Raw genomic sequence first — 15393 nt, forward strand, 5'->3', positions numbered from 1 at the left:
GCTCGCCCGCCGCGCGGCCCCGTTCATCGCCCCAAAGTCCATGGCGCCCCTACTTAAGTCGACTCGCGTCACGTCAAGTAGGGGCGCGCCGCGGCGAGTTGAGCCGATGCGGGCCGAGTCCTGCCCGTCGGACAGGCTTCAGAACCCGCCGCCGAAGTCGCCGCCTCCCCCGCCGAAGTCCCCGCCCCCGAACCCGCCGCCGAAGTCGCCCGCGTCGAAGTCCGCCCCGGACACGTCACCGCCGCCGTAGCCGCCGCCCGCGCCGAAGTCGCCGTACCCGGCGCCGTAGGTCGCCGCGTAGGCGGGGCTCGACATCATGGTGCCGAGCACGGTGCCGAGGAGGAGGCCCGGCAGGATGCCGCCGCCGAAGTAGCCGCCCGCCCAGGGGCCGTACGCGGGGCCCGCCTCCCAGTAGGGGCGGCGCTCGCCGGATTCCGTCTCGACCGTGCGGGCCATCGGGTCGGCGCCGTCGGCGAGGCGCACCGCGTCCGCCGCGCACACCGGCACCTCGCGGGGCGCACCGCCCGCCGGGGTCCACTCGGCGTCCTTCACCGAGGGCCCGTGGCGCGGGTCGAAGAAGCACGGGGGCCGGCGGTCGGGCAGCGGGCGGCCCTCCCGGCGCGCGGCGAGCAGGGCCAGCGAGAAGCGGCCGTCCTCCAGGGCCTGGGTGACGGCGCGGACCTGCTCGGGCCGCTCGGCGGACGCCATGAACGACTTGGCCTTCTCGTACGCGTCGAGGGCCCGTTCGTAGTCGGCCCGCATGGCGTCGTCCGCCCCGGCCTCCGCCGGGTGGAAGTCGAGCCGGTCCAGTTCCTCGCCGAAGGCGGTGATGTCCTCGTCGACGACGACCCGCAGCTTCTCCAGGGCCGCGCGCTCCTCCTCGGCGCGCTTGCGGCGCCGGTGCCGCACCACCGCGTACGCGCCCGCGCCGCCCACGACGACCGCCGCGCCGACCCCGATGAGCGCCCCGGTGGGCGCGCCGTCGTCGCCGGACGCGGTGCCCCAGGACGCCGGGGCGCTGCCGGACGCCTGGCCGACGGCCCGGTCGACGAAGTCGTTGAGCTGGGCCGTGGCGTCCTCGCCCTGGACCAGGCGGGCGAGGTTCCGCACCGCGTTCTGCGACAGGACCGCGCTGTCCGCCTTCGCGTCGAAGCGGTCGCCGAGCCTGACCGCGTACACGCCTGTGACGCCGGTGGCCGTGCGCAGGTTCTGGAACAGGTCCTCGGTGGGGAACGACGCGGGCAGGACCGCGACGAACACCGGCTTGTCGGCCTTCTTGATCTTGTCGGCGAGGGCGTCGGCCCGCGCGGCGGGCAGCTGGGAGGCCGCCGCTTCGTCGACGTACACGGGGTTCTTCTGCAGGGCGTCGGCCACCGTCTGGACATCCGTCGCGGCACCGGCCGCGGGCGCCGTCGCGAAGGCGGCGCCCAGGGCGAGGAGCAATCCGGACAGGATGACGGTCAGCCGGGACGCCGCCTTCCTGGTGGGCCTCATACTTCACGCTAACCCAGCACGGGCGTGTTCGGACGGCGCGCGCCACGGCGCACTCCCCCGGGCCTCCCCTCGCCCCGCCCCGCCCTGCCCCTCCTACTCGACGGGCTCGACCCCGGCCCGCAGCAGGCCGTAGGTGACCGCGTCCTCCAGGGCCTGCCAGGAGGCCGCGATGACGTTGTCCGCGACGCCGACCGTCGACCACTCCCCGTCGCCGTCCGCCGTCGAGATGAGGACGCGGGTCGTGGAGGACGTGCCGTGCTTGCCTTCCAGGATGCGGACCTTGTAGTCCACCAGCTCCAGCTTGGCGAGCTGCGGGTAGATCCGCTCCAGGCCGACGCGCAGCGCCCGGTCGAGGGCGTTGACCGGGCCGTTGCCCTCCGCCGTGGCGACGATCCGCTCGCCCTTGGCCCACACCTTCACGGTCGCCTCGTTGGCGTGCGTGCCGTCCGGGCGGTCCTCGGTGATGGCGCGCCAGGACTCGGTGCGGAAGTAGCACCGCGAGCGCCCCTCGGCCTCCGCCCGCAGGAGCAGTTCGAAGGACGCGTCGGCGGCTTCGTACGTGTAGCCCTTGAGCTCGCGCTCCTTCACGCGCTCGACGACGCGGCCGATCAGCTCGCGGTCGCCGCCGAGGTCGACGCCGAGCTCCTTGCCCTTGAGCTCGATGGAGGCGCGGCCCGCCATGTCGGAGACCAGCATCCGGATGCGGTTGCCGACGAGCTCGGGGTCGATGTGCTGGTACAGGTCCGGGTCGACCTTGATCGCGGAGGCGTGCAGGCCCGCCTTGTGGGCGAAGGCCGAGACGCCGACGTAGGGCTGGTGCGTGGCCGGGGTGAGGTTGACGACCTCGGCGATGGCGTGCGAGACGCGGGTCATCTCGCGCAGGGCGCCGTCGGGCAGGACCTGTTTGCCGTACTTCAGCTCCAGGGCGGCGACGACCGGGAAGAGGTTGGCGTTGCCGACGCGCTCGCCGTAGCCGTTGGCGGTGCACTGGACGTGGGTGGCGCCCGCGTCGACGGCGGCGAGGGTGTTGGCGACCGCGCAGCCGGTGTCGTCCTGGGCGTGGATGCCGAGCCGGGCGCCGGTGTCGGCGGCGACGGTGGCGACGACGGCCTGGACCTGGGCGGGGAGCATGCCGCCGTTGGTGTCGCACAGGACGACGACGTCCGCGCCCGCGTCGTGGGCGGCCCGCACGACCGCCTTGGCGTACTCGGGGTTGGCGCGGTAGCCGTCGAAGAAGTGCTCGCAGTCGACGAAGACCCGGCGGCCCTGGGAGCGCAGGTGGGAGACGGTGTCGCGGACCATCTCGACGTTCTCGTCGAGCGTGGTGCGCAGGGCGAGTTCGACGTGCCGGTCGTGGGACTTGGCGACCAGCGTGATCACCGGGGCCCCGGAGTCGAGCAGCGCCTTGACCTGCGGGTCCTCGGCGGCCTTGGCGCCCGCGCGCCGGGTGGCGCCGAACGCGACGAGCTGCGCGTTCTTGAACGTGACCTCCGTCTTGGCGCGGGCGAAGAACTCGGTGTCGCGCGGGTTGGCGCCGGGCCAGCCGCCCTCGATGAAGCCCACGCCGAAGTCGTCCAGGTGCCGGGCGATGGTCAGCTTGTCCGCGACGGTCAGGTTGATGCCCTCGCGCTGCGCGCCGTCGCGCAGCGTGGTGTCGAACACGTGGAACGCATCGTCGGGCCTGCTGGTTTCCGTCATCTGTCTGGCTCCTGTGTCGGATCTCGGTCTACCGGAATGACCGGCTCCACCGCCCTCATGATCCCTCGCGCTCCGTCGGCCGGCGCAGGTGGGCCGGAAAACGAAAAGACCCCTCGCGGGTGCGAGAGGTCTGCGCGCGGGTCGAGGACGACGGTGCCCGCCTGTACGGGGTGCGTACGGGGCGGTCACTGCGGACCGGCGCGCCTGCTGCCAATAATCATGGCGAACATGAGCATGCGGGCAGAATCCCACACCCGGCCCCGCGCTTGTGCGGGTGTCTCAGTATGCGGGCCGCCGTATACAAGCCGCCCCGGGGGACCCGGCCGTGCCGGGCCCCCGAGGCCGCGCGTCAGCGCAGGTGACGCACGAACGCGTCGTACCCGTCGTTCGTGTCCCCGGGCAGCAGGCTCGCGTCCGCCGAGCGGAACGCGATGCGCTTGCCGCCCGCCGCGATGGCGCCCGGGGCCACCTCGGCCGAGGCCGTCCCGCCGGTCTTGTCGGGGGTGACCAGGGTGGACTTGTTCGTGGTCAGATCCCGTACGTAGACGGGCCATTCGGTGCCGTACTGGGCGCCCGGCTCCCGCACCTCCGTCATGTACGTGAGGCGGCGGCCGTCGGGGCTGATCGCGGGGGCACGGGTGTAGGCCTCGCGGGGGCCGCCCCGGGCGTGCTGGACGCGCCGGTTGGTGCCGGACGCGAGGTCGTGGACGAAGACGTTCCAGGCCTTGTCGTCGTCGTTCGGCACGAGGTGGGTGTCGCGGGACTCGAAGACGACCTTGCGGCCGTCGCCGCTGATCGACGGCTTGAGGGACTCCTTCTCGGTCGTGGAGCCGTCGTGGGAGCGGTCGACCTGGGTGAGGCGTCCTGTCCTGCGGTCGCGCAGCCAGACGTCGCTCCAGTCGTCCCCGCGCGGGCCGTTGGTGTAGTTGTGCGCGTACACGACCTTGCGGCCGTCGTCGCTGACGGTCGCCGAGTGCGCGGAGCGCGGCTCCCAGCCGGGGTTGGGGTGGCTGACGCGCTCGGTGGTGCCGGTCCTCCGGTCGCGCAGGAAGACGACCTGGCCGTCGGAGCCCTCGCGCTGTGCGGTGTCGAAGACGGCGTAGCGGGCGTCGGGGGTGAGCGAGACGGTGCCCGCGCCCTTGCCCTCGAAGCCGCTCGGCAGCTCTACGTCCAGGCGCTGGAACTTCTTCGTACGGCGGTCGTAGAGGCGTACGTCGGACGCGCTGTAGTTGTCGTCCGGCGCGGTGACGAGGGCGACATAGCGGCCGTCGCGGCTGAGCGACGGGCTGCGCAGCTGGCGCCCCGCGAGCGCGATCCGCTCGGTCCTGCCGGTGGCCAGGGTGCGGACGAAGACGTCGGCCTTGCCGTTGGTGTCCCCGGCGGTCAGGTCGCTCGCCGCCGAGTCGAAGGCGGCGACCTTGCCGTCGCGGCTGAGCACGACGGACCCCACGTCCGCGTTGCCCGCCGTGCCGCCGGGCGTGACGCTCACGCCCACCGTGCGCGGCGCCGCGGGCGCGGCGAAGGCCGTGGGCAGGCTGACCGTCGCGACCGCCGTGGCCGCCGCGACGACGGCCGCGGCGGCCAGGGCGGCGCGCTTGGTGCTGTGGTGCATGGTTCGAATCCCCCGTGTGGTGAGTGTGCGTGCCCGGCGCCTGTGGCGCCGGTGTCTCCAAGGAGTGCCGTACGGGTCCGTGCGGTTGCCGGCCCGATTATGCAGTCGGATCAGCGGGTGTGGCGCACATAGACGTCGGAGCGGTTGTTGGTGTCGCCGGGGACCAGTGGCTCGTTCGATGTGAACGCGACCTCGCGGCCCCCCGCGCTGACGCCGCCCGGCTCCACCTGGCCGGGACCGACCGGCGTACGCCTGCCGGAGCGCACGTCGATGAGGGTGAGCGGCCGGTCCTCGTCGCCCTCGTCGCCCCCGGCCAGGACGACGTAACGGCCGTCGCCGCTCACGGACTTGGCGGCCCGGTCCGCGACCTGCCGCGTCGTGCCCTTGCGCAGGTCGTGCACGTACGTCCGGCCCTCGGCGACGAACACGACGCGGCGGCCGTCCGGAGTGAGCCGCAGCACCTCGTCGCCGCTCCTGCCGAGGCCCTTGTCGACGTGGACGGTCGCACCGGTGGTGAGGTCCTTGACGAGGACGTCGTCGCCCTCGGGCCCGGAGCGGTCCCGATAGGCGACGAGCCTGCCGTCCGCGCTCAGCGACGCCCCGACGAACCGGCTCTGCTGTGCGTCACCGCTGCTGCCGATCAGTTCGCGGGCGCCCGTGGTCAGGTCGCGCACGTACAGGTCCCGCTGGGGGTGGAAGCGGTCCCCCGCGGTGTAGGCGACATGGCGGGCGTGCGGCGTGACCGCGAGGATCATCCCGGGGGCGCTCTCCGGCTCCGACACGTTCACGTTCTTGCCCGTGACCTGGTCGTACAGCAGGGGGGCCGGCGACTTGCCGCTCTCGGCGTGGGCGAGATAGCGGCCGTCGGCGCTGAACACGAGCGGCGCCCAGGAGAAGCCGCCCCCGGGGACCTGGGTCAGCGTGCCCGTGATCCGGTCCTTCACGGCGACGCAGAAGTACGCCGTGATCTCGCACCCCCGGAGCTGGGAGGTCTTCGTGTAGAACGCGACGTACCGCCCGTCGCCGCTGATCGCCGCCTCGTTCGAGGTGCCGTCGCTCTGCGCGCCGTCGCTGCCCGTGCTCACCCGTTCCGTGCGTGGCGCGCGCGGCTGGGTGTCGGCCGCCGCGGCCGACAGTGTCCCGGTGCTCAGCGTGGCGGCGAGTGCCGCCCCCAGTAAGGCGCGGGTGGTTGTCCCTCGCATGATCTGCGGTCCCTCCTCAAGGGTGTCGGTCACCGTGTGTGCCGTACGAAGACGTCCGGCTGGCCGTTGGTGTCGTCCGGCACCAGGTCCGGCGCGGCCGAACTGAACGCCACCGCACGGCCGTTGGCGGCGACCCCGGCCCGGCCGACCTGGGCGTCCGCGGGCCCGGCCGGCGTGCGCGCGCCCGTGCGCAGGTCGAGCAGGACGGGCCCGTCGCCCCCGGCGAGCACGGCGTACCTGCCGTTCGCGGAGGCCGAGAGCGCGGGCTCCGCGGCGACGCGTTCCGTGGCGCCGGTGCCCGGCGTGTGGGCGTACAGACCGCCGTCGGCGTTGAACAGGACGCGCCGGCCGTTCGCGGTGATCCGGATCAGCGAGGCCGTGCCGAGGCCGGTGTCGACCTGGGTGCGCCCGCCCGTGGCGCGGTCCTTGAGGAAGACGTCCGCCTGGTCCGCGGAGCCGCCGCGGCGGAGCTGATACGCGACGCGGGTGCCGTCCCCGCTCACCGACGACCCGGCCTTCGGGCCCTCCTCCGGCGGCGAGATCAGCTCGTCCGTGCCGGTGGCGGTGTCACGCACGTACAGCAGGCGGGTGTTCTGGTCGCCGTCGCGGTTGCCGAGGGTGTACGTGACGTGGGTGCCGTCGGGGCTCAGGGATCCGACGGCGCCCATCTCGTTGAAGCCGGGCGGGTCCTTGGGCCACAGGACTTCGGAGGTGCCGGTGGTGGCGTCGTACAGATAGGGGGACGGGTACCTGCGGCCCACCGCGTACGCGGCGCGGCTGCCGTCGTGGCTGAGCAGCGCCGAACCCCACCAGTAGCCGTCCTGCCCGACGCCCGTGACCGCGCCGGTCGCGAGGTTCTTGAAGCGCAGGCACGCGAAGTACCCTCCGCAGCCGAGGGCGGGCGCCCGCGACAGGAACGCGACGTGCTGCCCGTCGCCGCTGATCGCGGCGGTGTCCGACGGGCCGTCGGCCTGGGTGCCGTCGGCGGTGACGCTGGCGCGCTCGGTGCGCGGCGCGCGCGGGTCGGCGTGCGCCGCGGTCGGGGCCGCGGCGCCGAGCGCGGCCACGAGGACCGCGCTCAGCAGGGTGGTCGACGTGCGGCGCATCAGAGCGCCCGCCACAGGAAGATGTCGGCCTTGCCGTTCGTGTCGCCCGGGACGATCCCGGCGTCGGGGCTGTCGAAGACGAGCCGCCCCTGGTCGTCGATCGCGCCGGGCACGCCGCGTGCGTTGCCCTGGACGACGGTCTCGTGGCCGTTCGGCAGGTGGCGCAGGCGGAGTTCGGAGTACGCCACGGGGTCGTTGCTCTGGTACAGCACGTCGCGGCCGCTCGGGCTGAGGGCGTCGGCCCGCTTGCCCGGGAGGCGGGTGGTCGTGCCGGTGCGTACGTCGCGGACGTAGGCGCCGTCGGCCGTGTTGACGGCGATGACGTGGCCGTTGCCGCTGAGCTGGACGAGCTCGCTCGACCCGCCGTCGTCGACGCGGGTGCGGGTGTCCTTCTCGCGGTCCGCGAGCCAGACGTCGCCGGTGCCCGCGTCGCGGTAGGCGACGTAGCGGCCGTCGGCGCTGATGGACGGGTCCCGCATGTCCCGGGTGGAGTCCCCCGGGGCGCCGCTGACGACCTCGTAGGTGCCGGTGACGCGGTCGTAGACCTCGACGCGGTCCGGGATCGACGGGTGCTCGGCGACCTGGCTGAAGGCGATGTAGCGGCCGTCGGCGCTCATCTGGGCGCTGTTGGACCCGGCCTTGGACGAGCCGGTGCTGATGAGCTTGCCCTGGCCGGTCTCCAGGTCGAGGAGCTTCACCTTGACCGTGTGGGTGCCCCAGGTGAGGAACGTGGCGTACCGGCCGTCGTCACTGATGGCCGGGTCCTGGAGGGAGTCCCTGATCCGTGTGACCTCGCCGGTCGTGTTGTCGCGGACGTGGACGCCGCCCGGCGGCCGTGGCGTGGGCTCCTGCGTGAGGTTGGTGGCGGCGCTGCCGAAGACCGTGAAGGCGCCGTTGCGCGAGAGGCTGGCGTGCGAGGAGCCGCCGTTGGCCTCGGTGCCGTCGGCGGCGACGGAGACGCGGTCCACGCCCGCCTGTTGCCCGGTGACCGCCGTCCCCGCGTGTGCCGCGGTCAGGCCGCCCGCGGTGAGGAGCGCCGTCAGGGCGGCGGTAAGCACGGGCCTGACGGCGGGCCTCAGCGCGGGCCTGGTGATGCCGCTCCGGTGGTGCGTCGTGCTGCTGCTCATCGACTGCCTCCTGGAGTTGCTCATGGGTTCGCCTCCTACCGCGCTGTGCGGACGAATACGTCCTGGACGCCGTTGGTGTCGCCCGCCACGAAGTGCTCGTCGTCGAAGCCGCCGAAGACGACGGTCCGGGCGCGGGCGTCCATCCGCGCGCCCACGGCGTTCGCGGGCCTGCCGTCCTTGTCCGGGGAGACCAGGGCGTTGGCGCCGGTGCGCAGGTCGCGCACGAACTCCGCGTCGTCGACGGTCAGGACCGGCCAGGTGTCGAGAAGGAGCTTCGACCCGTCGGCGGAGACCCCGTCGACGGAGAGCACGCCGTCGGGCCCGGGGAGGACCGCGTCGATACGGGTGACGTTTCCGGTGCGCAGGTCGCGCACGAACGGGTTGACGCTGTCGTTCGGGTCCCGGCCCGGCACCAGGTTGGAGGCGCCGGAGTCGAAGGCGAGCGTGGCACCGTCGGCGCTGAGCTGCGGGTTGGTGGCGGCGCCGTCCGCGGGGCTGCCGTCGTGCGTGGTGTCGGCCTGGGTCTCGCCGCCCGTGTCGCGGTCGTGGACATACAGGTCGGACCAGTCGCCGCGCGGCGGGGTGCCGTGCACGTACTGGTAGGCGACCGTGCGGCCGTCGGCGCTGATCGTCGGGGCGCGGAAGCCGCGGAAGCCCGCGTCGCCGTCGGCGGGGAAGCTGACCTGCTCGGTGCGCCGGGCGCGCAGGTCGCGTACGTAGACGGCCTGGGCGCCGGTGGTCGTGGAGTCGGAGTCGTCGACGGTGAAGGCGACGGTGCGGCCGTCCGCGGAGAGCGCGGGCGTGGCGCCGTTCTCGAACGGCATGGGCAGGTCCACGTCGGCGCGCTCGGTCCGGCCCGTCCGCAGGTCCCGGACGACGACGGCGGACGTGGCGCCGTCCTGCGCCGTGTAGGCGAGGTAGCGGCCGTTCGCGCTGAGCGCCGGCGAGGAGAGCTCGCCGAGCGGGTCCACGACGCGCTGGAGCCTGCCGCGGCGCAGGTCGCGGACGAACAGGTCGGTGCGGTCGTTGGTGTCGCCGCGGACGAGGTTGGTGGCGGCCGAGGTGAAGGCGACGACGCGGCCGTCCGCGCTGACGACCGGGGCGCTGGACGGGCCGTCGGCCTGCCCGCCGTCGGCGGCGACGCTGATCAGGCGCGTGGTCCCGGCAGAACGGGCGGCCGCGGAGGTCCCGGGGGCCGCGGCGGACCCGGCGAGCTGAGCGGTGGCCGCGGCGGGCCCGCGGGACGCCGGTGCGGGCGCGCCGGTCGGTGCGGGCGCGTCGGGCGCCGCTGCGGGCGCGTCGGTCGGTGCGGCGAAGGCCGCGGGCAGCGCCGCGGCCGAGAGTAAGACGGCGAGGGCGCCCCCGCCCACCGTCCGCACCGCTCTGCCGCGTCTCTTCTTCCGTCTGGCTCCGGCCATGCGTTCCCCCCAGAGGGCAGCTGCCCCCGGCCCGACGCCAGGGGCCCACCGGGGATGCAAGCGCACGCCGGGTGCGGGGGTCAATCAGCTGGAACGCGTACAACCTGGACGGGGTGTCAAGCGTCCGCGACCGCCCCCGCACCCAGCGTCTGGTCGATGAACTCCCGTGCGTGGCCGAGGACTTGGTCCCGGTCCGTGCCGCGCAGGCCGATCGCCAGATGGATGCTCAGACCGTCCAGGAGCGCGCGCAGACGGGTCGCGGCCCGGTCCGGGTCGACGGCCCCGAACTCGCCGTGCGAGATGCCCTCGGCGAGCAGCCCGACGAGGTCGCGGTGCCAGGCGCCCTCGATGGCGGCCTGCCGCTCGCGGCCGCCCGCGTCGGCGTTGAGCGAGCGGTTCCACACCTCCAGCCACAGCGTCCAGTGCGGATCGCGGTGGCCGTCGGGGACGTACAGGCCGACGTACGCGTCGAGCCGCTCCCTGGCCGGGGCGTCCTGTGCGAGCAGCTGCCGCCGCTCGGCGCCGAGCCGCCCTTCGCTCCACTCCAGGGTGCGCAGGAGCAGCTCGTCCTTGGAGCCGAAGTAGTACAGCAGGTGGCCGCTGCTCATGCCGACCTCGCGGCCGAGCGCGGCCATGGTGAGCTGTTCGAGGCCGTGCTCGGCGATCATCGCCATGGCGGCGGCGAGGACGTCCTCGCGCGGCGGCGCGTTCTTGCGCGCACCTGCCATCCGTACTCCTAGATCCTGGGCTGCTGCTGGGTGATGCAGTGGATGCCACCGCCTCCGGCAAAGATCGTACGGGCGTCGACGAGCGTGACGGTCCGGTCGGGGAAGAGCCGCCGGAAGATGTCCGCCGCGACCTCGTCGTGCGGGTCGTCGAAGCCGCACAGGACGACGCCGCCGTTGCACAGGTAGTGGTTGATGTACGAGTGGTCGACCCAGCCCTCGTCGTCGGCGAGGACGGTCGGCGCGGGCACCTCGACGACTTCGAGGGCCCGCCCCCGCGCGTCGGTCCGGGACTTCAGCAGCCCGATGACCTCCTTGCTGACTTCGTAGTCGGGGTGGGCCGGGTCCCGCTGGCTGTGCACGAGCACGACGCCGGGCGCGGCGAAGGCGGCGACGATGTCGACGTGCCCGAGGGTGCCGAAGCCGTGGCCCGGGTAGTCGGCGGTGAGGCCGCGCGGCAGCCAGATCGCCGCGCTGGTCCCCAGGTGGGCGTGGATCTCGGCCTCCACCCGCTCCTTCGTCCAGCCGGGGTTGCGCTCGGGGCCGAGCTGCACGGTCTCGGTGAGGAGCACGGTGCCCTCGCCGTCGACGTGGATGCCGCCGCCCTCGTTGACGAGCGGGGTGGAGTGCGCGGGGACGCCCGCGAGGTCGGCGACGTGCCGGGCGACCTTCGCGTCGTGCTCCCAGCGGGCCCACTCCTGCGCGCCCCAGCCGTTGAACGTCCAGTCCACGGCGGCGAGCCGCCCGGTGGCCGAGTCGCGCACGAAGGTCGGCCCGATGTCCCGCATCCAGGCGTCGTCGAGCTCGCGCTCCACCAGGTCGACAGCGGGCCCGAGGAGCGCGCGGGCGGACGCGGACTGGCCGGGCCCGCACACCATGGTGACCGGTTCGAAGCGGCGCACGGCGCGGGCCACGGACGCCCAGGCCCTGCGGGCCTCGTCGAGCTCCTCAGGGGTGGCGAAGGTGGGGTTGGGCCCGGGCCAGGCCATCCAGGTGCGCTCGTGCGGGGCCCACTCGGCGGGCATGTACAGCGTCATGGGGGTCCTTACAGGAAGTACAGGCGGTTGAGGGAGACGGAGTCGGCGGGCTCGGAGCGCAGCGGGTCGCCGTCGAGGGTGACGAGGCCGGTGCGCTGGTCCACGTCGACGGCGCCGGTGCGGGAGTTCAGGCGCAGGTCGGCGGGGCCGATGCCGCGGGTGCCGCGGACGGCGACGCGGCGGCGCCGGGTGGGCATGAGGTCGTGGCCCTGGTCGACGGCGGCCCGGGCGACGAAGGCCACGGACAGCTCGGCGGCGGTCGCGCCGTACGCCCCGAACTGCGGCCCGAGCACGAGCGGTTCGCAGGTGTCGGTCGCGGCGTTCGGGTCGCCGACGACGCCGTACGCGGGGAAGCCCGCCTTGAGGACCAGCTGCGGTTTCGCCCCGAAGAACTCGGGCCGCCACAGCACGACGTCGGCGAGCTTCCCGACCTCGATGGAGCCGACCTCGTGGGCGAGGCCGTGCGCGATGGCGGGGTTGAGGGTGAGCTTGGCGATGTAGCGCAGGACGCGGGCGTTGTCGTCGCCGGGCCCGTCGCCGTCCATGGGGCCGAGCTCGGCCTTCATCTTCCCGGCCATGGCGAAGGTGCGCCGCACGGTCTCGCCGGCCCGCCCCATGCCCTGCGCGTCGGACGACGTGATGCCGATGGCGCCGAGGTCGTGCAGGACGTCCTCGGCGCCCATGGTCCCGGCGCGGATGCGGTCGCGGGCCATGGCGGCGTCGCCGGGCAGGTCGGTCTTCAGGTCGTGGACGGAGACGATCATGCCGTAGTGCTCGGCGACCGCGTCCCGCCCGAAGGGCAGGGTCGGATTGGTGGAGGACCCGATGACGTTCGGGACGCCCGCCATCTTCAGGACGTTCGGTACGTGGCCGCCGCCGCACCCCTCGATGTGGAAGGCGTGGATGGTGCGGCCCTCCAGGACCTTCAGGGTGTCCTCGACCGAGAGGCACTCGTTCAACCCGTCGCTGTGCAGGGCGACTTGGACGTCGTGCTCCTCGGCGACGCGCAGCGCGGTGTCGAGGGCGCGGGTGTGGGCGCCCATGTCCTCGTGCACCTTGAACCCGCTCGCGCCGCCCTCGGCGAGCGCCTCCACCAGCGGGGCCGGGTCGGAGGACGAACCCCGGCCCAGGAAGCCGATGTTGACCGGCCAGGCGTCGAAGGCGCCGAACGCGTGCCGCAGCGCCCAGGGCGAGTTGACGCCCACGCCCCACACGGGCCCGAACTCCTGCCCGATGACCGTCGTGACCCCCGACGCGAGGGAGGCCTCCATGATGCGCGGCGAGAGCAGGTGCACATGGGTGTCCACGGCTCCGGCGGTGGCGATCAGGCCCTCCCCGGACACGATGGACGTGCCGGTGCCGACGACCACGTCGACGCCGTCGAGCGTGTCCGGGTTCCCGGCCCGCCCGATGCCCGCGATCCGCCCTTCCCGGATGCCGATGGACACCTTCCGGATGCCCTGCACGGCGTCGATCACGAGCACGTTGCTGATGACGACGTCGCAGGTGTCGCGCACGGCGGCGGCCTTGAGGTGCAGCCCGTCCCGCGCGGTCTTGCCGAATCCGGCGAGGAACTCGTCGCCGTACTTCTGGGCGTCGGACTCGACGCGGACGGTGAGCCCGGAGTCGCCGAGGCGGACCCGGTCACCGGCGCGGGGGCCGTGCGTGGCGGCGTACTCATAGGGGTTCATCGGTCGGCTCCCAGATATCCGCAGGCCACGGCCCGTCGCAGTGCCTCGTCCTTCGCGCCCGGCGCGTCCAGGGGCCCGTCGACGAGCCCCGCGAAGCCGACCGCGACCCGGTCGCCCCCGATCGGCAGGAGCCCGACCTCGACGCTCTCCCCGGGCCCGAACCGCACCGACGACCCGGCGGGCACGGCGAGCCGCATCCCGTAGGCCCGCTCCCGTGCGAAGTCGAGCCGGGGGTTGGCCTCGAAGAAGTGGAAGTGGGAGGTGACGGAGACGGGCACCGTGGCCGTGTTGGTGACGGTGACCCGGGCGACCGCCGCGGGCTCGGCGTGCTCCGGCCCCGGAAGCAGCGCGCCCGGGGCCCGCTCCCCCAGGCCGCCCCCGATCGGATCGCCGACCACCGCGAGCCGTGATCCGTCGTCGAACACGGCCTCCACGTGCACCTCGGTGACGACGTCCGCGACGCCCGGCAGCACGTCGTCGGGGCCGAGCACGGACCGGGCGCGCTCGACGGCCTCGCCGAGCCGGGCGCCGTCGCGGGCCGCCTCGCACACGGTGTCGGCGATCAGCGCGGTCGCCTCGGGGACGTTGAGCCGCAGCCCGCGCGCTCTGCGGGCACGGGCGAGCTCGGCCGCGCCGAAGAGCAGCAGCCGGTCGCGTTCGGTCGGGGTCAGTCGCACGCCGTACACCTCACATCCGCGCCGTGTCCGGAGGGACACATTTGAATGCCACTCTAAGCAAAGATTCGAGAACGCGGAAGCATGAACCATTGACGCCGCCATACGCCGTAACCCAGATTGAACGCCACTCAAACCCAATGCCAGCACCCGCAGGTCCGAGCGAGCGTCAGGGGCACCTTCATGCCGATAGAACAGCGCGGAGTCGACACCGTTCCCGACGAGGAGCGCACCAGTGGCCCCCGGGACGTGGTCGCGATCCTGCTCGGCTCCAACCTCTGCCTCGGGGTGATCATCTTCGGCTGGCTGCCGGTCTCGTTCGGCCTCGGCTTCTGGCAGTCGGTGACGGCGGTGGTCGCGGGCACGCTGATCGGCACGGCCCTGACCGCGCCCCTGGCCCTGGTCTCCCTGCGCACGGCCACGAACCTCTCCACCTCCTCCGGCGCCCAGTTCGGCGTCCGGGGCCGCCTGATCGGCTCGGTGGTCGGCCTGCTCCTGTCCCTCGGCTACACCGCCCTGACCCTGTGGATCGGCGGCGACGTCCTGGTCGGCACCCTGCACCGGCTGTGCGGACTGCCGACGGGCGGACTCTCGTACGCCCTGGTCTACGCGCTGCTCGCGGCGGCGACGGTGGGCGGCGCGGTGTACGGCTACCGGGTGCTCCTTCGCCTGTCCCGCATCCTCGCCGTCGCCATGACGGCGCTCCTGGTCCTCGGCGTCATGGCGTACGCGCCCGACTTCACCGCGGCCGCGCTGCCCGGTGCGGGCGGCTACGCGCTCGACTCGTTCTGGCCGACCTGGCTGCTCGCCCTCGTGGCCGCGGGCCTCTCGGGCCCCATCGCCTTCATCACCCTGCTCGGCGACTACACACGGTACGTCTCACCGCGGCGGCACAGCTCCGGCGCGGTGCTCCGGGCCACCTGTCTCGGCCTGACGGCGGGCCTGCTCGTGCCGCAGCTCTTCGGCACGTTCACCGCGTACGCGGCGCGGGCCGCGGCCGACTACGCCGGGCCGCTGGTGGCGGCGGCCCCCGGCTGGTACCTGGTCCCGCTCCTTCTCGCCGCGTCCGCCGGGTCGGTCGGCAACGCCGGTCTGATGCTGTACTCGATGGGCCTCGACCTCGACGCGATCGTGCCGCGGGCCTCGCGGGCGCGGGCCACCTGCGTGGTGGCCGTCGTCGCCACGGCGTGCGTGTTCGTGGGGCACTTCGCGTGGGAGGCGCAGGACGCGATGACCTCGTTCGTGCTGTTGCTCACGGCGGTCGGGACGCCGTGGGCCGTGATCACACTGATCGGGTTCGTCCGCTGTCGTGGGGTCTACGACGCGGAGGCCCTCCAGGTGTTCAACCGCCGCGCGCGGGGCGGGATCTATTGGTTCCGGGGTGGGTGGAACGTGGGGGCGACGGTCGCGTGGGGCCTGGGTGCGGTGGTCGGACTCCTCGCGGTGTCCCTCCCCTCGTACGAGGGCCCGCTGCTCGCCCTGACGGGCGGGGTCGATGTGAGCTTCGTGCTGTCGGGGGTGGTGGGGGGTGCCGCTTACGCGGTGTGCCCCAACCCCGCCCCTTCCCGGCTGTGTCGATTTGCGGCTCCGCCGCGGGGGGCTCCGCCCC

Annotated in this window: 12 protein-coding genes; 1 reads left to right on the plus strand and 11 read right to left on the minus strand. The window is 73.7% G+C overall.

What is annotated here, in order from left to right; genetic code table 11:
* Positions 1 to 138: 138 nt before the first annotated feature.
* The 11 genes from ACFWZ5_RS10135 to ureA all read right to left on the minus strand — a co-directional run bounded on the left by ACFWZ5_RS10135 (position 139) and on the right by ureA (position 13787).
* Complete coding sequence (locus tag ACFWZ5_RS10135; protein ID WP_384804681.1) at positions 139 to 1494, minus strand: hypothetical protein; 1356 nt, start codon at positions 1492 to 1494, stop codon at positions 139 to 141.
* A 93-nt stretch (positions 1495 to 1587) separates the two neighbouring features.
* Positions 1588 to 3192: a citramalate synthase gene (gene cimA, locus ACFWZ5_RS10140; RefSeq protein WP_384804679.1), complete on the minus strand. Its 1605-nt coding sequence runs from the start codon at positions 3190 to 3192 to the stop codon at positions 1588 to 1590.
* 349 nt (positions 3193 to 3541) lie between these two features.
* A complete protein-coding gene (locus ACFWZ5_RS10145; protein ID WP_384890594.1) occupies positions 3542 to 4804 on the minus strand; it encodes a TolB family protein in 1263 nt (420 codons plus the stop codon).
* 110 nt (positions 4805 to 4914) lie between these two features.
* Positions 4915 to 6039, minus strand: a complete 1125-nt coding sequence (locus tag ACFWZ5_RS10150; RefSeq protein ID WP_384806262.1) for a hypothetical protein — start codon at positions 6037 to 6039, stop codon at positions 4915 to 4917.
* Positions 6036 to 7112 carry a TolB family protein gene (locus ACFWZ5_RS10155; protein ID WP_384806260.1) on the minus strand — a complete coding sequence of 359 codons (1077 nt, stop codon included), beginning with the start codon at positions 7110 to 7112 and terminating at the stop codon, positions 6036 to 6038. Before ACFWZ5_RS10155 ends, ACFWZ5_RS10150 begins: the two co-directional genes overlap by 4 nt.
* The gene (locus ACFWZ5_RS10160) at positions 7112 to 8239 is read right to left on the minus strand and encodes a TolB family protein (protein WP_384806258.1); all 1128 of its coding nucleotides are present in this window, start codon (positions 8237 to 8239) and stop codon (positions 7112 to 7114) included. Before ACFWZ5_RS10160 ends, ACFWZ5_RS10155 begins: the two co-directional genes overlap by 1 nt.
* A 35-nt stretch (positions 8240 to 8274) precedes the next feature.
* Positions 8275 to 9657, minus strand: a complete 1383-nt coding sequence (locus ACFWZ5_RS10165) for a TolB family protein (RefSeq protein ID WP_384890597.1) — start codon at positions 9655 to 9657, stop codon at positions 8275 to 8277.
* Between the two features lie 116 nt (positions 9658 to 9773).
* Positions 9774 to 10385 carry a TetR/AcrR family transcriptional regulator gene (locus ACFWZ5_RS10170; protein ID WP_384805776.1) on the minus strand — a complete coding sequence of 204 codons (612 nt, stop codon included), beginning with the start codon at positions 10383 to 10385 and terminating at the stop codon, positions 9774 to 9776.
* Between the two features lie 8 nt (positions 10386 to 10393).
* A complete protein-coding gene (locus tag ACFWZ5_RS10175; protein WP_384805778.1) occupies positions 10394 to 11419 on the minus strand; it encodes an agmatine/peptidylarginine deiminase in 1026 nt (341 codons plus the stop codon).
* Between the two features lie 8 nt (positions 11420 to 11427).
* Positions 11428 to 13110 (minus strand): urease subunit alpha, encoded by a 1683-nt coding sequence (locus tag ACFWZ5_RS10180; protein WP_384805780.1) that lies wholly within the window; start codon positions 13108 to 13110, stop codon positions 11428 to 11430.
* Positions 13107 to 13787: an urease subunit gamma gene (gene ureA, locus ACFWZ5_RS10185; protein WP_384805782.1), complete on the minus strand. Its 681-nt coding sequence runs from the start codon at positions 13785 to 13787 to the stop codon at positions 13107 to 13109. The genes ACFWZ5_RS10180 and ureA overlap by 4 nt, the downstream gene beginning before the upstream one ends.
* 180 nt (positions 13788 to 13967) lie before the next feature.
* Between ureA and ACFWZ5_RS10190 the strand changes: the two genes are divergently transcribed.
* On the plus strand, positions 13968 to 15393 hold a 1426-nt coding region (locus ACFWZ5_RS10190), incomplete at its 3' end, for a cytosine permease (protein WP_384890600.1).

Source organism: Streptomyces sp. NPDC059003 (genome assembly GCF_042740445.1).
GTDB lineage: Bacteria > Actinomycetota > Actinomycetes > Streptomycetales > Streptomycetaceae > Streptomyces.